Raw genomic sequence first — 21346 nt, 5'->3', positions numbered from 1 at the left:
TGAATTCAAGACCACGCAATAATGCTAGCCCTCTAGGCACCGGCTCCTCGGTGCCTAGCACAGGGTAATCTGCCGGCGTGAGTCATGGTTAGGCCCAGCGGGTACCTTGCTACGGATCACTCACTGACACTTCATGGACCCCACCCACCTCCACCAACTCGCCGTCGAAGCCATGCGCTCCCGCGGCCTCTTGCCCGCCTTTTCCCCCCAAGCCTTGCAGGAAGCCGAAGCGGCCCGCCAGACCGGCCCGGAACGCAACGGAAACATCCGCGACCTGCGGCATCTGACCTGGTTCTCGATTGACAACGAGGACACGCGTGACCTGGACCAGCTCAGTGTGGCCGAGCCGCTGGCTGATGGCGCGGCGCGCCTGCTGGTCGCCATTGCCGATGTGGATGGCCTGGTGCGGCCCGGCAGCGCAGTCGATGGCCATGCGGCGGCCAACACGACCTCGGTGTACACGGCGGCGGGGATTTTCCCCATGCTGCCCGAGGTGCTCTCCACCGACTTGAGCTCCTTGCACGAAGGCCAGGAACGGCTGGCGGTGGTGGTGGACATGCGCGTCGCCGCAGACGGCACGGTGTCCGGCTCCAGCATCTACCGCGCGGTGGTGCTGAACCGCGCCAAGCTGACTTACGACGGTGTGTCGGCCTGGCTGGACGGCTCGGCCGCAGCGCCGCCGCAGGTCGCCAGCGTGCCGGGGCTGGAGGAACAGGTGCGTTTGCATGACACCCTGGCCGGCAAGCTGCGCTTATGGCGCCAGTCGCGCGGCGCGCTCAATGTCAACACCATCGCCGCGCGGCCGGTGTTCCAGGGCGGGCAACTGGTGGACCTGCAGCCTGACGAGAAAAACCGCGCCAAGGATTTGATCGCCGACGTGATGATTGCCACCAACGGCGCCACGGCGCGTTTTCTGGTGGACCAGGGCTTCCCCTCGATACGTCGGTTTCTGCAGGCGCCGCGCCGCTGGGACCGCATCGTGGCGCTCGCCGCCAGCCATGGCGTGGACTTGCCGGCGCAGCCCGATGCGCTGGCGCTGGACGGCTTCCTGGGCGCACGGCGTGCGGCCGACCCGGCCGGTTTTGCCGACCTGTCGCTGGCCGTGGTGAAGATGCTGGGCTCGGGCGAGTATGTGGCGGCGCCGGCGTTGGCCCCTGGCGCCGCCAGGGCCGGCGGCAACGGACAGGGCCACTTCGGCCTGGCGATCAACGACTATGCCCATTCGACCGCGCCGAACCGCCGCTTTCCCGACCTGGTGACGCAACGCCTGTTGAAAGCGGCGCTGGCCGGCGAGGCGCCGCCCTACTCCGCCGAACAACTGGCAGAGATCGCCAGACATTGCACGCTGCAGGAAGACAACGCCAGCAAGGTCGAGCGCCAGGTGCTCAAAGCCGCAGGGGCCTGGCTGCTGCAGGGGCGCATCGGCGATGTGTTCGACGCCATCGTCACCGGTGCGGCGGCCAAGGGCACCTTTGTGCGCATCAGCAGCCCGCTGCTCGAAGGCCGGGTGGTGCAGGGGTTTGAAGGGCTGGACGTGGGCGACACGGCGCGTGTCAGGCTGGTGGCAGTGAACGCGGAACGAAGTTTTATCGACTTCGAGCGGGCCTGAGCGCCTGCGCGCGGAACCACCACTGACGCTCACCGGGCGCCGGCCTCCAGCAGCCAGGCAGTAAACGCCCGCATGGCCTGTGTCACCGGCCGTGACTTCAGCCGGGTCAGCCAGTAGCGGCCATTGCTGACCTCCACCGCAAAAGGCCGCACCAGCCTGCCCTGCTGCAGCTCGCGCGCAAACATGCGCACGGGCAGCAGGGCAGCGCCCGCGCCCTGGGCGGCGGCTTCGGCCATGGTCAATGAGGAGTCGAACACGGCCCCACGCAGCACCGGGCATGGCGCCCCCGCCGCCGCAAACCATGACACCCACTCGTCGGCCCGGTAGGAGCGCAGCAACACCTGACCGGCCAGGTCCTCCGGCGCCCGCAGAAGCGCACCCAGGGCGGGTGTACACATGGGTGAAAGCGGCGCGGCAAGCAGGGCCTGCGCTTCGGTGCCGTGCCAGGCGCCGTCACCAAAACGGATGGCGTAGTCCAGGCCCTCCCCGGCGATGTCGACCCGGTTGTTGTTGGTGAACAGGCGGAAATCCACGAAGGGGTGGCGCAGCTGAAAATCGCGCAGCCGCGGAATCAGCCAGCCCACGGCGAAGGTGCCGACCACACCCACGGTCAAGACCTCACGGGCGCGCCCGTCGTCAAACTGGTCCAGCACCTGGCCGATGCGCTCGAACGACTGGGCCAGCACGGGCAGCAGGGCCAGCCCCTCATCGGTCAAGGCCAGGCCACGGGGAAGCCGGCGGAACAGCGGCACCTTGAGCCGGTCCTCCAGATTTTTGACATGCTGACTCACGGCGGCCTGTGAGACATTGAGTTCCAGGGCGGCCCGGGTAAAACTGAGATGGCGGGCCGACACTTCAAAGGCGCGCAAGGCATTCAGGGGCAGGTGCATGACGGGGAAGAGATGAGCAACGAGGCCAAGTTTTTCTGGGGTCTGAGCCTGATTATTACCGTTTGCGCTGCAGGCCACGCCAGTGGATCATCAGGTCCTTTCAACCCAACCCCCCAAGGAAAAATGCAGAGACGTCAATGGATTCAAGCGGCCGGTCTGGCCGCCACCACCCTTCTCGCCAGCGGCTGCGCGCGCAGCCTCGGCGCCCCAGCCAACGCTGCGCAGGCCAGCCGTTTCGAGCAGGCTTTGCGGCAAATCGAAAGCGCCAGCGGTGGCCGCCTCGGGGCAGCGATGCTCGATACCCAGTCCGGCGCCAGCTACGCTTACCGGGGTGCAGAACGTTTTCCCATGTGCAGCACCTTCAAGTTTCTGGCGGCAGCGCACATCCTGTCCCGGGTGGACCAGGGCCGGGAAGCGCTGGGTCGGCGCATCACCGTCCGGGCCTCCGACATCGTCCCGCACTCGCCCGCCACGCAGCCGCGTGTGGGCGGCCAGCCCATGACGGTGGCCGAGCTGTGCGAAGCCACCCTGACCTTGAGCGACAACGCCGCTGCCAATCTTCTGCTTCACGACATGGGCGGACCGCAGGGGCTGACGGCCTACATGCGCAGCCTGGGCGATGACATCACCCGGCTGGACCGGTTTGAGACCGAGCTGAACGAAGCCACGCCCGGCGACCCGCGCGACACCACCACGCCCCAGGCCATGCTGCAGAGCATGCAGAAAATCCTGCTGGGCACGGCGCTCTCGACCGCTTCCCGCGCGCAGATCACGCGCTGGTTGCTGGACAACAAAACCGGTGACCGTAAATTGCGCGCGCTGCTGCCCGCAGGCTGGCGCGTGGGCGACAAAACCGGCGGCGGCGCCTACGGCAGCAACAACGACATCGGTATTTTCTGGCCACCGGGCCGGGCACCCATTCTGGTGACGGCCTACCTGACCCAGACCCAGGCCGAGCTGCCGGTACGTGACCGCGCGATTGCGCAGGTGGGCCAGCTGGTGGCGACGCTGGTGGGCTCTTCGGGCTGAATGTAACGCCCTGTGAAAGCTCTTGCAGCAAAGGCAAGCGGCGCCATCTGCATGGAAGCAGCCCGCCGGGGCTGCGCCCACCCAAGGAGATTCCATGTTCAAACGCCTGACCCTGCTGTGGGTTCTGCTGCGCGGCGATGCGCGGCGGCTGTGGACCGCCTTGCGCCACCCCCAGGCCCCGGGCTGGCTGAAATGGGGCACCGCGCTGATTGCGCTGTACCTGATCTCACCGATTGATCTGATTCCCGATGTGCTGCCGTTTGTGGGCGTGGTGGACGACCTGGTGCTGGTGCCCCTGGCGATCCACTGGCTGCTCAAGCGGCTGCCGCCCGGGCTGGCCGAGCCGGTGAGCACACGCCGCGCGGGTTAAGCGCTGCCGCGCTGCGGTGCTGGACCCTCGCCCGCCCCCCGGGCGGCACCCCGGTTGCATCCATGATGTGAACGGGCCCGGCGCCGGCGCTGAAGTGGCGTGCAGGGCCGCACCTATAAACTGGGCCCACGTTCAACCCCTTCCATCCACACGGAATCCCCATGCCCCACCTGTCTCCCCTCCCCCTCGCCGACGTCAAGGAAGACGACATCCGCGAGCGCTTCGAGCATTACAAGAAGACCCGCGGCTTCACGCCCAACAGCATCATGACCATGGTGCGGCGGCCCAACATCGTGCGTGCTTTCATGGCGCTGAACCAGGCGGTGTTGTACGAAGGCACGGTCCCGGAAGAAACCAAGATGCTGGTCAGCCTGGCCAGCAGTTATGCGGCAGGCTGCCTGTACTGCCAGTCGCACATGACCAACCTGGCCAGCATCTACAAGGCCTCGGACGCCAAGATCGCGGCGTTGTGGGACTTCGAGAACAGCGCGCTGTTCAGCCCCGCCGAACGCGCCGCCATCAGCCTGGCGCTCAAGGCCGGTGCGGTGCCCAACGAAGCGTCCAGCGCCGATTTTGACGAACTCAAGAAACACTACAACGACGAACAGATCGTCGAGATCGTGGCAGCCATCGCGCTGTTCGGTTACCTCAACCGCTGGAACGACACCATGGCGACGGCGCTGGAGCCGCTGGCCGTGGAAGTCGCCGAGCGCGCGATTGGCGGCGTGGGCTGGGAAGCCGGCAAACACCGCTGACCGGGCGAGCTCAGGGGCACCGACACTGCTGCGGCCCTTGATGGCCGACGCTGACGCGGCCTCCGAGCCAAAACAATACAAGACAAATCGGGCCACAGCCCTTGCTGGTTGTGCGCCGACAGCTATGAATAGAATAGCAAACCCGCGCTGCCCGCTTGCCGCTGACGGCCGGCAGCCGGCGCTACCCGCGTTCCTGCTACCGGGCCTTGCGCAGCAGCTCCAGCGCAGCCACGCACTCGAGGACAAGCGCCGCCAGCTGGCCTGCGGCATCGTCTGCCGGCGGCGACGAGGAGGACGTGAGGCTGTCTCCAGCGGCTTTACTGAGCCGCGACTGGACAGAGCGGAACAGGCAGTCCCAGTCGTCGGGAGCAATCTGCAGATGGTGCGCGGAACCCTGTTCAGCCGGGGCCGCTGCTCCCGGCAAACCGGTGTCGGCTGGCTCGTGCAAGCCGCTTGTGCCGGCAAGCGGGACGGGCGAAGAATCAGGCGCCTTCGAAATGAGCCCCAGATTGACGAAACCCAGCGCCTTGAGGGCTTTGTGTGCCAGATACCGGACCTGTCTGGTGGGCAAGGAGGCTGTTCGCTTCATGCGGGACCTGCAGAACTTGCTGCATAACGCTGCAGCGACGACAAGGCGCTAATGCGACCGAGGCTCGGTACGCCACTGCCTTGGGTCGTTTATAGAAGTTTCATGCGCGGCGGTCGGTCCGGTAGCGGACTTAGCCGATAAAAAATATAAATATGTAGGACGTCACGCCGTCTGGATGTGGGCCGTTCAGGGCTTCGCCCGGCCGGCTTTGCGCCTAGCCGGCGATCTCCATCGGCAGCAAGCGGTCGTATTCGTCCTTGACCACCTGGTAACACTCGCAGGAACGCTGCTCCAGCCCCTTTCGGTCCAGCACCTTGATGCGGCCGCGGGCATAGCTGATCAGTCCGGCCTCCTGCACCTTGAGCGCCGCTTCGGTGACGCCGCCCCGGCGCACGCCCAGCATGTTGGCAATCAACTCCTGGGTCATCACCAGCTCGTTGCCAGGCAGGCGGTCCAGGCTCAGCAGCAACCACCGGCACAGCTGTTCGTCCAGGGAGTGGTGGCGGTTGCAGACGGCCGTTTGCGACATCTGCGTGATCAGCGCCTGGGTATAACGCAGCAGCAAATGCGTCACCGGCCCGGCCTTGTCAAACTCGTCCTTCATGAACCTGGCATTCAGGCGATAACCCATGCCGCCGCTTTGCACCACAGCACGGCTGGGCGTGGTGTTTCCGCCCATGAAAAGCGAGATGCCGACAATGCCCTCGTTGCCGACCACCGCAATTTCGGCCGAGTCGCCATTTTTCATGACGTACAGCAGGGACACGATGGCCGAGGTGGGGAAATAGACGTGATGCTCGATTTTTCCGGATTCATACAGCACCTCGCCGAGCGGCATCTCGAACAGTTCAAGATGCGGCAACCAGGCCTTGAGCTGCGCGTCGGGCAAGGCGGCAAGCAGGCGATTGAGTTTGATCTCGCTCGAACTGGCCACCACAGCCTTGGGTTGTGCGCCTGGCGAGGAGGAAGCCCGGGGCGGCTTTGATTTGGGTGGAGACGTGGGCAATGTGGTACCAAGTGAAGGGCCTGTGTTTCCAGCATGCCGAGGTGGCAGCTGGACAGACTCAGCTTTCAGCATACGGTGGTGACACGCGTTGGTCTGTGCGATGGCGAACGGCCGGGAGTCGGCTCCTTCTGTAGGCGAAGCGCCCGCCCCGTCGGCGTGTTCTAGGCTGGTTTGCGCTCCATCAGCTTCACCAGCGCCCACAACACCCGGTTGGCCGGCGTGGCCACGCCCAGCGCGGCGCCGCGCTGGACGATCAGCCCGTTGAGGTAGTCGATCTCGGTGGGCTTGCCGCGCGCCAGGTCCTGCGCGGTGGATGACAACTGGCTCGGCATGCTGGCGGCGAGCTTGTCTACCGCCGCATACACGTCGCCTGCCACCTGCACGCCTTCGGCCCGGGCCACGGCCAGGCATTCGGCCACCACGTCGCGCATCAGGCCCGGCACGCCTTCGCCGGCCACCGTCTGGCCATAAGGCAGCTGGGTGATGGCCGAGACGGCGTTGTAGGCGCAGTTGAGGATCAGCTTGGCCCACAAGGCGCCGCGCACGTTGTCGGAGATGTCCGTGGGCACGCCGGCGGCGATCAGGGCCTGCGCCACGGCCGCGCTGGCCGGGGAAGGCTCGATCACCAGCTCGCCCCGGCCGTGGTGCCTGACGTGGCCGGCGCCAGCCATTTCGGTGGCGACGTACACCACGGCGGCGGCCACCGCGTGTTGCGGCAGCACGGCGCGCAGCCTGTCCGCGTTGTCCACCCCGTTTTGCAGGCACAGCACCAGCGCGTCGGGCGCCAGGTGCGGCCGTATCAGTGCGCCGGCGGCTTCGGTGTCGGTGGACTTGACGCAAAACAGCACCAGCGGCGCGCCCCGCACCGCGCCGGGATCGCTGCTGGCGCTCAGCCGCACCTGTTCGTCAAAACTCCGGGTTTGCATGTGCAGGCCGTCGCGGGTGATGGCCTGTACGTGTTGTGGCCGGGCGATCAGGGTCACGTCATGGCCGGCGCGCGCCAGCATGCCGCCGTAGTAGCAGCCGACGGCGCCTGCGCCCATGACGGCGACCTTGAACATGCTGTGGGGAGGGCGGGGGTTTGTCATGGGGGATGTTCTGAAGGGGCGTTTCCGGCCTGGTCGGCAGGTGCGGCAGGTGAAGGAAAGGCAGACCTGGGGGAGGAAGGAATGGCCATTCTAGGAAACCTTCAGCCACTGTGCCGGCAGAGCCGTCACCCTGTCCCTTTACCCTGCCCCTTCACGCTGACGGCACGCGGCCGGCACGCGGCCGGCAGGTTATCCTGCCCGCATGTGTATCGACTTTTCAAAGCGGCGGGCAGACAAGCCGCAGCGTGCGGGGCCATGACGGCGTGGCAGATCGCGCTTTTCCTGCTGTGTGTGGCCCTGGCGACCTGTGCCCAGAACCTCAGCGGCTTCGCGTTCGCGCTGATCCTGCTGGGCCTGGCCGGCCTGCTGGAGCTCGCCCCTCTGGCGGACCTGGCCAACGTGGCCACCGTGCTGGCGCTGGCCAACGCCATGGTTGCCCTGCGCCGCTCGGGCCGCACGCTGGACGTGCCCGCCTTGCGCGACACCACGCTGGGCAGTGCCGTGGGCATTCTGGCGGGCGTGCTGCTGGTCGGCTGGCTCAGCAGCAACGTCACGCTGGTTTTGCGTGTGCTGCTGGGCCTGACGGTGGTGGCCTGCGCCATCGTGGTGCTGCTGCAGGCCACCGCCCTGCGCGAACGCTCGACCGCCGCGTCGTTTCGCACCTGGGGCATGGTGTCGGGCCTGCTGACCGGCCTTTTTTCCACCGGCGGGCCGCCGCTGGTCTACCACCTCTACCGCCAGCCGATGCCGCTGCGAACGGTGCGCGACACCCTGGTGGCAACATTGGCGGCCAGTTCGCTGATGCGGCTGGTCATGGTGCTGGGCACCGGGCAGTTCAGCGCCAACGCGCTCAAGCTGTGCCTGCTTGCCGCGCCGCTGGTGTTCGCGCTAAGCTGGTGGCTGGAACGGCACCCGCCAGGCTGGTCGCGGCCCACGGTCCTCAAACTGGTCTGCGCGCTGCTGCTGCTCACCGGTGTCGGCCTGCTGGTTCCGGCGCTGCTGCAGATCGCCAGAACCGGCCTGTGAACCTTCGCTGGACGCCTGAACCCATGAACTACTGGCTGATGAAATCCGAACCCGGGGAATGCTCGGTCGACGACGCGCTGGCCGCGAAAAACGCCACCGTGCCCTGGGTGGGCGTGCGCAACTACCAGGCGCGCAACTTCATGCGTGACGCCATGCGGGTGGGCGACGGCGTGTTGTTCTACCACTCCAGCTGCGCTGAGCCGGGCATCGTCGGCATTGCGCGCGTGGCGTCCAGCGCCTACCCTGACCCGACGCAGTTCGACCCGGCATCGCCCTATTTCGACGCCAGATCCAGACCCGACGAACCGCGCTGGTTGCTGGTGGACGTGCAGGTGCTCCGGAAAATCCCCACCATCCCCCTGACCGCGCTGCGCGCCCGGCCCGAGCTGGGCGAGCTGCTGGTGCTCAAAAAGGGCAACCGCCTGTCCATCACGCCGGTCGAGCCGCGCCACTGGCAGGCCATCACGGCAAGCAACGCGGGCGTCCAGCCCGACAAGGTGGGGTCATGAAAATAGCCGGACTGCTTCTGGGTGTGTTGCTGCTTGCCGCGGCCTTGCTGCTGGTGGCGGGGCAACTGGGTTTTCTTGCGGGGCAGCCACCGCAGGATCTGGGCGTCCGGGGTGGCCGGCTCAAACCGCCGTCCCTCACACCGAACAGCGTGTCCAGCCAGGCCGCCAGCCATGCCGACCACCCGCAGCGCAGTGGCGCCGACATCGCGCCCCTTCATTACACCGGTGATGCCAGGGCCGCCCTGGGCCGCCTGGCCACCTTGCTGGAGTCAACCCCCGGCTGCGTGTTGGTGACGCGGGAGCCGGCTTATCTGTACGCGCAGTGCCACACCCGCTGGCTGAAGTTCACAGACGATGTGGAGTTCGCGCTGGACGAGGCGGCCCATGTGATTCAGGTGCGCTCGGCCAGCCGGCTGGGGCGCAAGGACTTTGGCGTGAACCGTGCGCGCGTGGAGGCCCTGCGCGCACGCTTCGAAAAAACCTGACACCCCTGCTCAGCTATAAAAAAAATAGCTGCTTGCGCACGTCCCTGTTGGGCTGCAGGCCTATTTCGCATGTGACCGGAACTCAGCCCGCTGTCGGCCGGCGATGGTGCGCAAAAAAGGTCCACATCATGAGCGTGGCGTCCGGGCCTTCCAGCGCGCTGAAATCCACACTCGCGTCGCCGCCGCTCCAGGCGTGGCCCAGGTGCTCGATCTCGCAGCTCACCAGCTGCGGCTTTCTGCCGGCGTAATACGTGGCGCTTTCATAGGCGTGGCGTGGATGGCGCCCGGTGCTGCGCGCCGGGTAGCGGCGCAGCACGGGATCTGCGCGGGTGATGGCCGCGGCGTTGAAGATCCTGAACTGTTCGTTCAACTGCGTCATGTTGATGCGCCGCACGACCGCATCGCGCGCACCGTGAATGAGGATCGCCGGCATGCCCGCAAACGCCGGCTGGGCCGCCGTGAAAGACCGCGCCGCCTCGCTGTGGGCCGCGCCGGCGCCGTGCTGCATCGCCCGATAAGCGCTCATCGGCGAGTCGGTGGTGCCGAACACCGGCGCCGAGTGCAGGCCCACAGCGGCCACCCGATCGGGGTGGCGCAGCGCCAGGATGTTGGCCAGGCCGGCGCCCGCGGACAGGCCCGCCACATAGGTGCGCGTCGGGTCCAGCCCGTGTCTGGCCTGCACATGGCCCATCATTTCCGCGATCAGCCTGACGTCGCCCTGCCCGTCCTGGGTGGCGCGCTGGTACCAGTGCCAGCAGCGGTGCGTATCGGCCGCGGCCGACTGGTGCGGGTAAAGCACGGCAAAACCCTTGCGTTCGGCCAGCTGGTTCATGCGTGTGGAGAGGGCAAAGTCGGTGGCGGTTTGCTGGCAGCCGTGCAGCATGACCACCAGCGGCCGCGGCACCGGGCTGGCCGTGGCCGGCAGGTACAGCCAGTACGCCATGCGCCGCGCCGGTGCAAGCTGGCCGGCGGCCGGCACGGAAAAATATGCCTTCTGCCAGCTCCCGGGCAGGCCGGACACGGCGCGGGCCGGCGGCGCGGCGGGCTTGCGCAGGGCTTTCGCCGCCTTGGGCGAGGGCCGCTTGACGGGTTTGGCGCGGCGCGCCGGGCTGGCGGCAACCTGGGGCACCAGGCTGAGGAACAGCTTGCGGCCCTGCGCCTGCTGGGCCTTGCCCATGCGGCGCAGGCTTTTGAGCCAGAGGCTGCTCAGGCTTTTGGCCATGGGGTGCCGCGTTGGCTTGAATGGGTTGGCATGCATCCATTTTGCTGCATTGCAGCAAATGCGTCTGCACCATCGGCTGCCCTTGGTGTGGTCGTTCACGCCGCACGTCTGTCAGGACGCTGACGTGGCGCAAGAGGTGCCGCCCCGGCCCTTGGTACGATGGGCGGGCCCGCATTGCCTGCGGCCTTGTTTTTGCACGCTTTTCTCCCCATCTCTGCCTGCCATGCCTGATTTCCTGACCGCCGCCCTTTACAAATTTGTCGATCTTCCCGACTTTGCCGATCTGCAGGCGCCGCTGCAGGCCTTTTGCGAAGCCCAGGACGTGCGCGGCACGCTGCTGCTGGCCCGGGAAGGCATCAACGGCACGATTGCCGGGCCCGAAGCCGGCGTGCGCGCCGTGCTGGCCTACCTGCATGCCGATACGCGCCTGGCCGACCTGCCACACAAGGAATCCTGGGCGCAGAAGCTGCCGTTTTACCGCATGAAGGTGCGCCTCAAGCGCGAAATCGTCACGCTCGGTGTGCCCGGCATCAACCCGAACGAGATGGCCGGCGAATACGTCAAGCCGCAGGACTGGAATGCCCTGATCGCCGACCCCGAGGTGGTGGTGGTGGACACCCGCAACGACTACGAGTTCGGCATCGGCAGCTTCGAGCGCGCGCTCAATCCCAAAACCCGGAGCTTTTCGGAACTGCCTGCCTGGGTGGCAGCGCAGTCTGCGCCGGGCGGGGTGCTGGCCGCCAAAGACGGCAAAAAGCCGAAGGTGGCGATGTTCTGCACCGGCGGCATCCGCTGCGAAAAATCCACCGCTTTCATGCGCACCCAGGGTTTTGACGAGGTCTACCACCTGGAAGGCGGCATTCTCAAGTACCTGGAGACCGTGCCCGAAACCGAGAGCCTCTGGAAAGGTGAATGTTTTGTCTTCGACGAGCGGGTGTCGGTGGTGCACGGCCTGGCCACCGGCCACTACGGCCTGTGCCGCGCCTGCCGCGACCCGATCAGCGAGGCCGACATGGCCTCACCGCTGTACGTTCCCGGCGTCAGCTGCCCGGCCTGCCACGACAAGAAAACCGACGAACAGAAACGCGGCTTCATCGAGCGCCAGCGCCAGGTCGACTACGCGAATCGGCGGCGCCAGCCGCACATCGGCGCCAAGCTGCCATCGTCGGGTGCCGGGGACAAAGAAGGCTCCTGATGGGCGCCCTGCCTGTTCTGTATTCGTTCCGGCGCTGCCCTTATGCGATGCGTGCGCGGCTGGCACTGGCCGTTAGCCAGCAAGCGCACGAGCTGCGCGAAGTGGTGCTGAGAAGCAAACCCGCCGACCTGCTGGCCGCCTCGCCCAAGGGCACGGTGCCGGTGCTGGTGCTTCCCGGCGGCGAGGTGATCGACGAAAGCCTGGACATCATGCGCTGGGCGCTGGGCCGCCACGACCCGGCGCAGTGGCTGTCACCGCTGCAGGCTCTGCAGCAGGACATGGATGCGCTGATAGCAGCCAACGATGGTGAGTTCAAGCAGCACCTGGACCGCTACAAATACCCGAACCGTTACCCGCAAGAGTCTGGCGCATCACCCGCCGACTTTGCCTTGCACCACCGCAGCGAAGCGGCGCACTGGCTGGCGCAACTCGACGCGCGCCTGAAGGGCGGTTGGCTGATGGGCGCCCAGGCCAGCCTGGCCGACATGGCCCTGCTGCCTTTCGTGCGCCAGTTCGCCCACACCGATGCCGACTGGTTCGCCGCACAGCCGTGGCCGAGCCTGCAGGGCTGGCTGGCGGCTTTCGAGGGCAGCGAGCTGTACGCGGGCGTGATGCAAAAACAGCCGCCCTGACAAGCGGCCGCTGCCGCGTAGCGGTGATACCGGTTCACCTGTTCTTTCGGGCCGGTGTGAAAATTCATGCATTAAATCGGCCTCAGGCCCTTGAGGGACAAGCGCAATCAGCTGTCAATCAAGAAGCAAGGCCAGCACTTCTGTTGCTGCATCTGCTGATAATCATTGAGCACCATTCCGCTAAACGCTGACCACCTCGCTGGTGTTGACCACCGAATGTTGCCTTTGAAGGAGAGGCAACTACCGCCAAGGGCCCAATGCAGTCCTACGGTCGGCAAGAGCCGACGACTGCTTCGCCGCGTTACCGGCCGGTCACGAATGCCCGGCATGGGGTGGTCAATTTCAGGGATTTTCAAACGCTGCCGCCACGGCGGTACGCAACTTAAATTCAGTGAACGGTTTGGCCATATAGCGGGCCGGATTGGTCAGCCTGGCCTGGGCTTGAATATTCTCCCCGACAAATGCACTCAGGAATAAGCACGGAATATCAAACTGCCTGTGAAACTCGCCGACAGAGCAGAGCCGGAGTTAGTGCGGCCAGCGGACCATCAAGGCGACTCAAATCCAGTTCTGAGCTGCGGGCGGATGTCAGTTGTCTATGCCCTGACAGGCAAATATCTCACAAGAAATTCTCTTGAGCGGTTACGCGTCATGCATGACGTTGGACGAAAAGAAGGAGAGGAACTGGCCGCGAAAGACGAATGTCGATGCTTTGGTGATTCCAAGTATCGACAATGGCTCTAAAAGAATTTCAACCGAAATGGTCAATCAAGTGATTCATGGTTGATTGGATGGAAGAGACATTGACCTTGACCTGTGCCAGTGTCCAATCCATCAATATCGACTCTATTTCTTGAAAATTATTGCCAGTTTCCCCAGGCCGGCGTCATAGATCCCTTGAATCGCTTCTTTCGCTTTCTCGTCTGGTGCTCCGAAAGCGTCAAAGGTCGAATGCCACTTGATGAGAGTCTTGCCGCCCGGTGCATCAGTCAACTCTATCGCGGCAACATAGTTTTTTACAGGCAAAGGTACCTTGATGAAGGCATAGCTATAGCTGCGTTTGACATCATCGAAAGCCAACAGCTTTTCGGTAACACTTGCACCGCCGCCCAGGTCAAGTATGCGCATGGCCCCAGGTTGGGTCAAATTGCCCTTTGCCTCGCTGCTTTGCACCGGCGGCAACCAGACGTCGAGTGAGTTGAATTCGCGCAGCAACTTCCAGACCGTCGCTGGTGGCTGATCAACCGTGACCTCTCGGGCGACCGTCAAATTGCCGGCTGCGAAGCTGGTAATCGACAGCATGAGCCCGATTGCTCCGAAACTGTTGTAGATAAATCGATTCATAGTGATGCTCCAGAAAAATTCTGTTAACAGTGTTGTGCGAACGCCCCAATAGGCAAATCGCTGGAATTTCAGCAAAGTAGCCAAGGTTGAACGCTTGCAGTCGTCTGGCTGTTTGCTGAAGTCACATCTTATTTTTCTAGTAGCCCAATGCGCTAGTAACAAATCTGGACTGATCCCAAAAGAAGCCTCACTGAAGCGCAAGCCGGACAGGGCCACAAAACGCCGCATCAATTGCACAATGGCGGCGTGAAAAACCCCACGATCACGGCCAGCGCGAAGATGATCAGCCCGAAGTTGCCGGTTGATCTGTTCCTGTGCCTGATTGGCGATACCGGGTTTTTTGGACATATGCTGGAGATGCAGTGAGGCATCTCATTGCAGCTCGCCTTTCGCTTAGCCTCAGGCCCCCAAAAATGGAATTGATCTGTGTACCGCTGCGCTCAACTTGCGAAACCTTTGCCCGGCGAGCGTCAGAACAGCCCAAGGCTGCTGATGCGTTTTGTGACGTAGGGGCAAGTTCATCTCAAGCCTAAAAGGTTGGCTCGCCATGGGCTCAATGGCCGGTATCCGATATAGCGACCATCGGGCATCCAGAACTGACAGACAGCATCCAGGCTGAAGCAGGGACCCGGTTGGCGCCAGCCGAGGTCATCTCCTGGCCGGTTGCGGGGGCTCGGTATGGCGAAATTGGCCCTACAGCGCAGATTTACTGGGGCGCCCCTGAATGGTCGCCTTGGAGTCAGCAGATCGCAAAGTCGAATGACTCTGTTCAGTCTGTAGCGGACAGTCGCTTGGGGTCGCGCCATCACCCGCTTCTGGCCGCATTCTGCCATCGAAGCAAATGTTTATTGCTTGACCGATAGAACCAAGTCGCTCTGCCGTGTAAGTCAGTAGTCAACATGGTCAAGACCAGAACTTATAGGGCTGCTGGTCAACGATTGCCGGCACTGGTGGTCAAGTAGACCGGAATACGCAGTTGCGCCAGTTCAGACCTCCGGCGCCACCATCTCCACATACTCGTACAGCGCCCCCAGCACTTCCTCACCGCGCTCGTCCGCCGTTTCCGACAGCACATCGAGCGCGGCCAGAAACGCATCGACATGGCGCGCCCCGCCCTCGCCTTCGATCAGCCGCGCAGTGCGGTGCGCCTCCCAGCGCTCGGCCTCTTCCGCCGAGAGTGTCTCGGCAAAATTTCGGGCGCGGTAGCGAAACACCAGCTCTTCGAGCCGGTCGTCGTCGAAGCCGGTACGGCTGTGCGCGAGTTCGGCCGGCGGCAAGGCGCGCAGCTTGTTGAGCCGGCGCCTGTCGTCGTTGTTGATGAAGCCGCCGTACAGGTCTTCGTCCACGTCGGGCGCGCCCTCTTTGGGCCGCGCAAAGACCTCGGGCCAGACCGCGCTCATGTCGGGCAGGTCGGCGGCTTTTTCGGCATGGCGTAGCGCGGCTTCGATGTCGATGCCCCACCTGGCTGCCATCTCCGGGCTCAGGGTGGACAGCTTGCGCACCACCATGGGCGATTTGTTCAGGTGCACCGACTTGATCGGCAGACGCAGCACACCTTCGGGCAGGTCGGCGCTTTTTCTGAACAGGCGCTGGCGCAGGGTGGCCACGTCGAGCAGCGGCAGCTCGCCCGGGTCATGCGCCAGGTCCCAGGCCAGCAGCTCGTTTTTGTTGGCGGGGTGCATGGCCAGCGGCCACATGACGGCCAGGCAGCCGCGCTCGGGCGGGAACATGCCCGACACATGCAGAAAGGGCTGGGCCGTCTGCGGGCTGGTGGGCAGGCCCAGTTCGGCGGCCACGCGGTCCTTCTTGTGCAGCCCCAGGCAGAAGTCGAACAGCCGGGGCTGGGCCGTGCGGATCACGCGGGCCAGCGCAATCGTGGCGCGCACGTCCGACAGCGCGTCATGCGCCGTCTCGTGCAGCAGGCCGTTGGCGCGCGCCAGGTCTTCGAGCTTGAAGCTGGGCCGCATGGCCCCCGCTTCAGCAGGCCGGCGTTCGTCCGGCTTCATGGGCCACTGGATGCCTTCGGGCCGCAGGGCGTAGGCCATGCGCACCACGTCGAGCAGGTCCCAGCGGCCGCAGCCGTTTTGCCATTCGCGCGCATAGGGGTCGATCAGGTTGCGCCAGAACAGGTGGCGCGTGACCTCGTCGTCAAAACGGATGGTGTTGTAGCCGACGCCGATGGTGCCGGGCTCGGCCAGCACGGCTTCGATGCGGGACGCAAATTCATGCTCCGGCAGGCCGCGTTCCAGGCACAGCTGAGGCGTGATGCCGGTGATCAGGCAGGAGGACGGGTCGGGCAGGTAGTCGCGCGCCGGCTGGCAGTACATCATCAGCGGCTCGCCGATCTCGTTGAGCTCGGCGTCGGTGCGTATGCCGGCAAACTGCGCCGGCCGGTCGCGGCGCGTGTTCAGGCCGAAGGTTTCGTAGTCGTGCCAGAGAAAGGTGTGCGTCGCCATCGGTGGGGGTCTGTCAGCCAGGGTAGTGTGTCAAAAGTGCTTCCGGCCCTTACAGCACGGGCGCGAGCAGCTATGGTTTCAGGAGCATTTTCCGCAGCCAAAGAAAAAGGCCGGCAGCGTGATGCTACCGGCCTTTTGGGCATTTTCAGGCTCTTGGGGACCGTGACGCCATTTTCCGGCGGCCCGGGGACTCTGCGTCAGTCGGCGGTGGCTTCTTCCGGCTCGGGCTTGGCTTTGCCTTCCTTCTTGGGCAGCGGCTGGATGTCAAGCACGACCTCGCCGTTTTCCACACCTTTGTCGTCGGTCGTGACCTTCATGTCGACCGTCAGGCGCCCGCCGTCCATCAGGCGACCGAACAGCAACTCGTCGGCCAGCGCGCGGCGTATCGTGTCCTGGATCAGGCGCTGCATCGGCCGTGCGCCCATCAGCGGATCGAAGCCCTTCTTGCCGAGGTACTTGCGCAGCGTGTCGGTGAAGGTGACATCGACCTTCTTCTCGGCCAGTTGCGTTTCGAGCTGCAGCAGGAACTTGTCGACCACGCGCAGGATGACGGTTTCGTCCAGCGCCTTGAAGCTCACCACCGCGTCGAGGCGGTTGCGGAACTCGGGCGTGAACAGGCGCTTGATGTCGGCCATCTCGTCGCCCGCCTCGCGCGGGTTGGTGAAACCGATGGTCGCCTTGTTCATGGTCTCGGCACCGGCATTGGTCGTCATGACGATGATCACATTGCGGAAGTCGGCCTTGCGCCCGTTGTTGTCCGTCAGTGTGCCGTGGTCCATGACCTGCAGCAGCACGTTGAAGATGTCCGGGTGCGCCTTTTCGATCTCGTCGAGAAGCAGCACGCAATGCGGCTTCTTGGTCACGGCCTCGGTCAGCAGGCCGCCCTGGTCAAAACCGACGTAACCCGGAGGCGCGCCAATCAGGCGGCTCACCGCATGGCGCTCCATGTACTCGGACATGTCGAAGCGGATCAGCTCGATGCCCATGATGTAGGCGAGCTGCTTGGCCGCTTCCGTCTTGCCGACGCCGGTGGGGCCGGAGAACAGGAAGGAGCCGATCGGCTTGTCGTCCTTGCCCAGGCCGGAGCGCGCCATCTTGACGGCAGACGCGAGCACGTCGAGCGCCTTGTCCTGCCCGAACACCACGCTTTTGAGGTCGCGTTCCAGCGTCTTGAGCTTGCCGCGGTCGTCGTTGGACACGTTGGCGGGCGGAATGCGCGCGATCTTGGCCACAATCTCCTCGACTTCGGCCTTGGTGATGATTTTCTTGCGCTTGGACGGCGGCAGGATGCGCTGGGCGGCGCCGGCCTCGTCGATCACGTCAATCGCCTTGTCGGGCAAATGGCGGTCGTTGATGTACTTGGCGCTGAGCTCGGCCGCAGCCTGCAGGGCGGCCACGGCGTACTTGACGCTGTGGTGCTCTTCAAAGCGCGACTTCAGGCCCTTGAGAATGTCCACCGTCTCCTGCACGGTCGGCTCGACCACATCGACTTTCTGGAAGCGGCGCGACAGGGCCGCATCTTTTTCGAAGATGCCGCGGTACTCGGTGAAAGTCGTCGCGCCAATGCACTTGAGCTGGCCGGAACTGAGCGCGGGCTTGAGCAGGTTGGACGCGTCCAGCGTGCCGCCCGAGGCCGCACCGGCACCGATCAGGGTGTGGATCTCGTCGATGAACAAAATGCCGTTGGGCTTGTCTTTCAGCGCCTTCAGCACGCCCTTGAGGCGCTGCTCGAAGTCGCCGCGGTACTTGGTGCCGGCCAGCAAGGCGCCCATGTCCAGCGAATAGACCTGTGCTTCGGCCAGGATCTCGGGCACGTCTTTTTGCGTGATGCGCCAGGCCAGGCCCTCGGCAATGGCGGTCTTGCCCACGCCGGCTTCACCGACGAGCAGCGGGTTGTTCTTGCGGCGGCGGCACAGGATCTGGATCACGCGCTCGACCTCGTAGTGGCGGCCGATCAGCGGATCGATCTTGCCTTCCTTGGCGAGCTGGTTCAGGTTCTGGGTGTACTGCTCCAGCGGCGAGGCTTTTTCGTTCTTCTCGCCACCCTCTTCGTTCTCGGCAGCACTCTCGCCGGCCTTGGTGGGCTCGGGCGGGTCGCTCTTCTTGATGCCGTGCGCGATGAAGTTCACGACGTCAAGGCGCGTCACGCCCTGCTGGTGCAGGTAATACACGGCATGCGAGTCTTTTTCGCCGAAGATGGCGACCAGCACATTGGCGCCGGTGACTTCCTTCTTGCCGTTGCCGGTGGACTGCACGTGCATGATGGCGCGCTGGATCACACGCTGGAAACCCAGCGTGGGCTGCGTGTCCACGTCGTCGCTGCCGGCGACCTGCGGCGTGTTGTCCTTGATGAAGTTGGCCAGCGACTTGCGCAGGTCATCGATATTGGCCGAGCATGCGCGCAGCACCTCGGCGGCGCTCGGGTTGTCGAGCAAGGCAAGCAGCAGGTGTTCCACGGTGATGAACTCGTGGCGCTGCTGGCGGGCCTCGACAAAGGCCATGTGCAAGCTGACTTCTAGTTCCTGGGCAATCATTGCTTTTCCTTTCGGCTTGCTGCTGGGATATCTGACGGGATCATTGTGTAACTCTTCAAGCCGATATGGGCTGTTATTTCAATTATTCAATGGGTTCGCACACACACTGCAGCGGATGGCCATTCTTTCGCGCCGCTTCCGTGACCTGGTCGACCTTGGTGGACGCGACGTCCTTGGAAAACACGCCACACACCCCTTTGCCGTCGAGGTGGATCTTCAGCATGATCTGCGTGGCCGTTTCCCTGTCCTTGTTGAAAAATTCCTGGATCACCACGACGACAAACTCCATCGGGGTGTAGTCGTCGTTGAGCAGCACCACCTGGTACATCTGCGGCGGCTCCGTCTTCTGCGGACGGCGTTCAAGCACAACCGCATCCCCGCCGTTGGCATCATCGGGCTTGAAGGCCGGTGCCTTGGGTGGTGCGGGGGTTTTGGGAGGTTTGCTGGCCATGGAATTCATTCTAGCGACCGGAATTGTCCAGTGCGTCTGACAGGGAAATTGGTGGCGGGAACGCGACAATCAAGCGCGCACATTTGACTTTTTACCTGACGGTTCAAAAGCCCATGAAAAAAGCCGCCGGACCTGCGCCGCGACGGCTTTGCAGCATGTTCTGCCGGGTTTCCCGGCCGCGCGGGCCCTGGCGGGCACGGCGGGCTGCCCGGCAGCCTGCTTTTCTTACATATGGTCGATCATGACCTGGCCGAAGCCGGAGCAGCTGACCTGGGTCGCGCCGTCCATCAGGCGGGCAAAGTCGTAGGTGACTTTCTTGGACTCGATCGACTTTTCCATCGAACTGATGATCAGGTCGGCGGCTTGCGTCCAGCCCATGTGACGCAACATCATTTCGGCTGACAGGATTTCGGAACCGGGGTTCACATAGTCCTTGCCGGCGTATTTGGGGGCGGTGCCGTGGGTGGCCTCGAACATCGCGATGGTGTCGCTGAGGTTGGCACCGGGCGCAATACCGATACCCCCCACCTGCGCGGCGAGCGCGTCGGAGACATAGTCGCCATTGAGGTTCAGCGTGGCGATCACCGAGTATTCGGCCGGGCGCAGCAGGATCTGCTGCAGGAAGGCGTCGGCAATGCTGTCCTTGACGGTGATTTCCTTGCCCGTTTTCGGATTTTTGAACTTCATCCACGGGCCGCCGTCGATCTCGACCGCACCGAACTCTTTGGCAGCCAGCGCATAGGCCCAGTCGCGAAAGCCACCTTCGGTGAACTTCATGATGTTGCCCTTGTGGACAATCGTCAGGCTGGGCTTGTCGTTGTCGATGGTGTACTGCAGGGCCTTGCGCACCAGACGCTCGGTGCCTTCCCTGGACACAGGCTTGATGCCGATGCCCGAGGTATTGGGAAAGCGGATTTTCTTGACGCCCATTTCCTCCTGCAGGAACTTGATGAGCTTCTTGGCCTTGTCGGACTCGGCTTCGAATTCGATGCCGGCGTAGATGTCTTCCGAGTTCTCGCGAAAGATCACCATGTGGGTCTTCTCGGGCTCTTTCACCGGGGAGGGCACGCCCTTGAAGTACTGGATGGGACGCAGGCAGACGTAGAGGTCCAGTTCCTGGCGCAGGGCCACGTTCAGCGAGCGGATGCCGCCGCCGACCGGCGTGGTCAGCGGGCCCTTGATCGAGACCACGTAGTCCTTGACCGCGGCCAGGGTTTCTTCCGGCAGCCAGACGTCGGGACCGTAGATCCTGGTTGATTTTTCCCCGGCGTAGACTTCCATCCAGTGGATTTTTTTCTTGCCGCCGTAGGCCTTGGCCACGGCCGCATCAACCACCTTGAGCATCACAGGCGTGATGTCCGCACCCGTGCCGTCACCTTCAATGAAGGGAATGATCGGCTCGTCCGGGACATTCAATGAATTGTCGGCATTGACAGTGATTTTCTGACCCTGCGTGGGCACCTTGATGTGCTGGTACATGTAATGAAGTCTCCGGTGCGCGCTTGACCTTGCAGTGAATGACTGCCGGGCGCTGTTTAAGGGGTAACCCTGAAATTTTAGCCCCAAAACTTCCGCCGACATATTTAAGCGCCGGCGTGTCAACCGTTTGCAAACGGGCCTCGTTACATGCAGGTCCACGAGTTTTTCGGGGGACCTGGTTCAAAAACTTATTTAGGAAAACTCCAAATGAACAAGATTCTTGCTGCCCTGATCGCTGGCCTTTTCGCCGTTGGCGTGTTTGCTCAGACGCCTGCCCAGCCGGCACAGCCGGCCAAGCCAGCGATGCCTGCCATGCCAGCAACGCCTGCCACTCCGGCAACGCCTGCTACCCCTGCCACGCCTGCCATGCCAGCTGCCAAAGCTGACCCCAAGGCCGAAAAAGCTGCTGCCGCCAAGGCCGCTAAAGCCGCAAAAGCCGAAAAAGCAGCTGCAGCCAAAGCCGCCAAAGCTGAAAAAGCCGCTGCTGCAAAGAAAGCCAAGGAAGAAAAAGCAGCTGCTGCCAAAGCCGCCAAAGCTGAAAAAGCCGCTGCTGCCAAGAAAGCCAAAGAAGACAAAGCCGCTGCTGCCAAGAAGTAATTCTTCGCGCGCACCCGAAATGCCCGCATTGCGGGCATTTTTCATGGCTGTCGTTTATGCTGGCAGCTTGACCCCTCTAC

The 21346-nt window shown here is 63.9% G+C and carries 20 protein-coding genes; 10 read left to right on the top strand and 10 right to left on the bottom strand.

Features of this window, described 5'->3' with window-relative positions; all coding sequences use genetic code 11:
* Positions 1-133: 133 nt before the first annotated feature.
* Positions 134-1609 carry an RNB domain-containing ribonuclease gene (locus PSV26_RS17810; RefSeq protein ID WP_300572576.1) on the top strand — a complete coding sequence of 492 codons (1476 nt, stop codon included), beginning with the start codon at positions 134-136 and terminating at the stop codon, positions 1607-1609.
* 29 nt (positions 1610-1638) lie between these two features.
* On the opposite strand, the gene PSV26_RS17805 is transcribed toward PSV26_RS17810, so the two are convergent.
* A complete protein-coding gene (locus PSV26_RS17805; protein WP_300572573.1) occupies positions 1639-2499 on the bottom strand; it encodes a LysR family transcriptional regulator in 861 nt (286 codons plus the stop codon).
* Positions 2500-2622: 123 nt separating this feature from the next.
* Between PSV26_RS17805 and bla the strand changes: the two genes are divergently transcribed.
* The 3 genes from bla to PSV26_RS17790 all read left to right on the top strand — a co-directional run bounded on the left by bla (position 2623) and on the right by PSV26_RS17790 (position 4653).
* Complete coding sequence (gene bla, locus PSV26_RS17800; protein ID WP_300572571.1) at positions 2623-3528, top strand: class A beta-lactamase; 906 nt, start codon at positions 2623-2625, stop codon at positions 3526-3528.
* A gap of 94 nt (positions 3529-3622) precedes the next feature.
* Positions 3623-3898, top strand: a complete 276-nt coding sequence (locus PSV26_RS17795; protein ID WP_300572569.1) for a DUF1232 domain-containing protein — start codon at positions 3623-3625, stop codon at positions 3896-3898.
* A gap of 161 nt (positions 3899-4059) precedes the next feature.
* Positions 4060-4653: a carboxymuconolactone decarboxylase family protein gene (locus tag PSV26_RS17790; RefSeq protein WP_300572566.1), complete on the top strand. Its 594-nt coding sequence runs from the start codon at positions 4060-4062 to the stop codon at positions 4651-4653.
* Positions 4654-4849: 196 nt separating this feature from the next.
* Here PSV26_RS17790 and PSV26_RS17785 read toward each other — a convergent pair whose 3' ends face one another.
* The 3 genes from PSV26_RS17785 to PSV26_RS17775 all read right to left on the bottom strand — a co-directional run bounded on the left by PSV26_RS17785 (position 4850) and on the right by PSV26_RS17775 (position 7336).
* Positions 4850-5224 (bottom strand): hypothetical protein, encoded by a 375-nt coding sequence (locus tag PSV26_RS17785; protein ID WP_300572564.1) that lies wholly within the window; start codon positions 5222-5224, stop codon positions 4850-4852.
* A 232-nt stretch (positions 5225-5456) separates the two neighbouring features.
* Positions 5457-6176, bottom strand: coding sequence for a Crp/Fnr family transcriptional regulator (locus PSV26_RS17780; RefSeq protein WP_300572561.1), 720 nt, complete (start codon positions 6174-6176; stop codon positions 5457-5459).
* A gap of 233 nt (positions 6177-6409) precedes the next feature.
* The gene (locus PSV26_RS17775) at positions 6410-7336 is read right to left on the bottom strand and encodes a 2-dehydropantoate 2-reductase (RefSeq protein ID WP_300572560.1); all 927 of its coding nucleotides are present in this window, start codon (positions 7334-7336) and stop codon (positions 6410-6412) included.
* 255 nt (positions 7337-7591) lie between these two features.
* On the opposite strand from PSV26_RS17775, the gene PSV26_RS17770 reads away from it, so the two are divergent.
* Genes PSV26_RS17770 through PSV26_RS17760 form a run of 3 tightly spaced genes read left to right on the top strand, consistent with a single transcriptional unit; the run spans position 7592 to position 9356 of the window.
* The gene (locus PSV26_RS17770) at positions 7592-8362 is read left to right on the top strand and encodes a TSUP family transporter (protein WP_300520693.1); all 771 of its coding nucleotides are present in this window, start codon (positions 7592-7594) and stop codon (positions 8360-8362) included.
* Between the two features lie 23 nt (positions 8363-8385).
* Positions 8386-8871, top strand: a complete 486-nt coding sequence (locus PSV26_RS17765; RefSeq protein ID WP_300572557.1) for an EVE domain-containing protein — start codon at positions 8386-8388, stop codon at positions 8869-8871.
* On the top strand, positions 8868-9356 hold the full coding sequence (locus tag PSV26_RS17760; protein ID WP_300572554.1) for a DUF1499 domain-containing protein: 489 nt from the start codon (positions 8868-8870) through the stop codon (positions 9354-9356). The genes PSV26_RS17765 and PSV26_RS17760 overlap by 4 nt, the downstream gene beginning before the upstream one ends.
* Positions 9357-9438: 82 nt before the next feature.
* On the opposite strand, the gene PSV26_RS17755 is transcribed toward PSV26_RS17760, so the two are convergent.
* Positions 9439-10578 (bottom strand): PHB depolymerase family esterase, encoded by a 1140-nt coding sequence (locus PSV26_RS17755; protein ID WP_300572551.1) that lies wholly within the window; start codon positions 10576-10578, stop codon positions 9439-9441.
* A gap of 223 nt (positions 10579-10801) precedes the next feature.
* On the opposite strand from PSV26_RS17755, the gene PSV26_RS17750 reads away from it, so the two are divergent.
* Both PSV26_RS17750 and PSV26_RS17745 read left to right on the top strand, forming a co-directional pair.
* Positions 10802-11773 carry a rhodanese-related sulfurtransferase gene (locus PSV26_RS17750; protein ID WP_300572548.1) on the top strand — a complete coding sequence of 324 codons (972 nt, stop codon included), beginning with the start codon at positions 10802-10804 and terminating at the stop codon, positions 11771-11773.
* Positions 11773-12405 (top strand): glutathione S-transferase, encoded by a 633-nt coding sequence (locus PSV26_RS17745; protein ID WP_300572545.1) that lies wholly within the window; start codon positions 11773-11775, stop codon positions 12403-12405. Before PSV26_RS17750 ends, PSV26_RS17745 begins: the two co-directional genes overlap by 1 nt.
* 846 nt (positions 12406-13251) lie before the next feature.
* Here the strand turns inward: PSV26_RS17745 and PSV26_RS17740 are convergent.
* The 5 genes from PSV26_RS17740 to icd form a co-directional block, all read right to left on the bottom strand.
* On the bottom strand, positions 13252-14097 hold the full coding sequence (locus tag PSV26_RS17740) for an SRPBCC family protein (RefSeq protein ID WP_300572542.1): 846 nt from the start codon (positions 14095-14097) through the stop codon (positions 13252-13254).
* Between the two features lie 638 nt (positions 14098-14735).
* The gene (gene sbcB, locus PSV26_RS17735; protein WP_300572539.1) at positions 14736-16205 is read right to left on the bottom strand and encodes an exodeoxyribonuclease I; all 1470 of its coding nucleotides are present in this window, start codon (positions 16203-16205) and stop codon (positions 14736-14738) included.
* A gap of 197 nt (positions 16206-16402) precedes the next feature.
* Positions 16403-18739, bottom strand: coding sequence for an ATP-dependent Clp protease ATP-binding subunit ClpA (gene clpA / locus PSV26_RS17730; protein WP_300520679.1), 2337 nt, complete (start codon positions 18737-18739; stop codon positions 16403-16405).
* An 82-nt stretch (positions 18740-18821) separates the two neighbouring features.
* A complete protein-coding gene (gene clpS / locus PSV26_RS17725) occupies positions 18822-19190 on the bottom strand; it encodes an ATP-dependent Clp protease adapter ClpS (protein ID WP_300520677.1) in 369 nt (122 codons plus the stop codon).
* Positions 19191-19415: 225 nt separating this feature from the next.
* Positions 19416-20669, bottom strand: coding sequence for an NADP-dependent isocitrate dehydrogenase (icd, locus tag PSV26_RS17720; RefSeq protein WP_300572536.1), 1254 nt, complete (start codon positions 20667-20669; stop codon positions 19416-19418).
* Between the two features lie 147 nt (positions 20670-20816).
* Between icd and PSV26_RS17715 the strand changes: the two genes are divergently transcribed.
* Positions 20817-21266 carry a cell envelope biogenesis protein TolA gene (locus PSV26_RS17715; protein ID WP_300520674.1) on the top strand — a complete coding sequence of 150 codons (450 nt, stop codon included), beginning with the start codon at positions 20817-20819 and terminating at the stop codon, positions 21264-21266.
* The last annotated feature ends 80 nt before the right edge of the window (positions 21267-21346 follow it).

It is taken from the genome of Polaromonas sp. (genome assembly GCF_029945685.1).
Taxonomy (GTDB): domain Bacteria; phylum Pseudomonadota; class Gammaproteobacteria; order Burkholderiales; family Burkholderiaceae_C; genus Polaromonas.
Note: the sequence above shows the minus strand (reverse complement) of the source record. Positions and strands in the feature narration are given on the sequence as shown.

Excerpts from the sequence above, each read along its gene's own strand:
- PSV26_RS17810 (WP_300572576.1), top strand. The coding sequence starts at position 134 with ATGGACCCCACCCACCTCCACCAACTCGCCGTCGAAGCCATGCGCTCC.
- PSV26_RS17805 (WP_300572573.1), bottom strand. The coding sequence starts at position 2,499 with ATGCACCTGCCCCTGAATGCCTTGCGCGCCTTTGAAGTGTCGGCCCGC.
- bla (WP_300572571.1), top strand. The coding sequence starts at position 2,623 with ATGCAGAGACGTCAATGGATTCAAGCGGCCGGTCTGGCCGCCACCACC.
- PSV26_RS17795 (WP_300572569.1), top strand. The coding sequence starts at position 3,623 with ATGTTCAAACGCCTGACCCTGCTGTGGGTTCTGCTGCGCGGCGATGCG.
- PSV26_RS17790 (WP_300572566.1), top strand. The coding sequence starts at position 4,060 with ATGCCCCACCTGTCTCCCCTCCCCCTCGCCGACGTCAAGGAAGACGAC.
- PSV26_RS17775 (WP_300572560.1), bottom strand. The coding sequence starts at position 7,336 with ATGACAAACCCCCGCCCTCCCCACAGCATGTTCAAGGTCGCCGTCATG.
- PSV26_RS17770 (WP_300520693.1), top strand. The coding sequence starts at position 7,592 with ATGACGGCGTGGCAGATCGCGCTTTTCCTGCTGTGTGTGGCCCTGGCG.
- PSV26_RS17765 (WP_300572557.1), top strand. The coding sequence starts at position 8,386 with ATGAACTACTGGCTGATGAAATCCGAACCCGGGGAATGCTCGGTCGAC.
- PSV26_RS17760 (WP_300572554.1), top strand. The coding sequence starts at position 8,868 with ATGAAAATAGCCGGACTGCTTCTGGGTGTGTTGCTGCTTGCCGCGGCC.
- PSV26_RS17755 (WP_300572551.1), bottom strand. The coding sequence starts at position 10,578 with ATGGCCAAAAGCCTGAGCAGCCTCTGGCTCAAAAGCCTGCGCCGCATG.
- PSV26_RS17750 (WP_300572548.1), top strand. The coding sequence starts at position 10,802 with ATGCCTGATTTCCTGACCGCCGCCCTTTACAAATTTGTCGATCTTCCC.
- PSV26_RS17745 (WP_300572545.1), top strand. The coding sequence starts at position 11,773 with ATGGGCGCCCTGCCTGTTCTGTATTCGTTCCGGCGCTGCCCTTATGCG.
- PSV26_RS17740 (WP_300572542.1), bottom strand. The coding sequence starts at position 14,097 with ATGTCCAAAAAACCCGGTATCGCCAATCAGGCACAGGAACAGATCAAC.
- sbcB (WP_300572539.1), bottom strand. The coding sequence starts at position 16,205 with ATGGCGACGCACACCTTTCTCTGGCACGACTACGAAACCTTCGGCCTG.
- clpA (WP_300520679.1), bottom strand. The coding sequence starts at position 18,739 with ATGATTGCCCAGGAACTAGAAGTCAGCTTGCACATGGCCTTTGTCGAG.
- clpS (WP_300520677.1), bottom strand. The coding sequence starts at position 19,190 with ATGGCCAGCAAACCTCCCAAAACCCCCGCACCACCCAAGGCACCGGCC.
- icd (WP_300572536.1), bottom strand. The coding sequence starts at position 20,669 with ATGTACCAGCACATCAAGGTGCCCACGCAGGGTCAGAAAATCACTGTC.
- PSV26_RS17715 (WP_300520674.1), top strand. The coding sequence starts at position 20,817 with ATGCAGGTCCACGAGTTTTTCGGGGGACCTGGTTCAAAAACTTATTTA.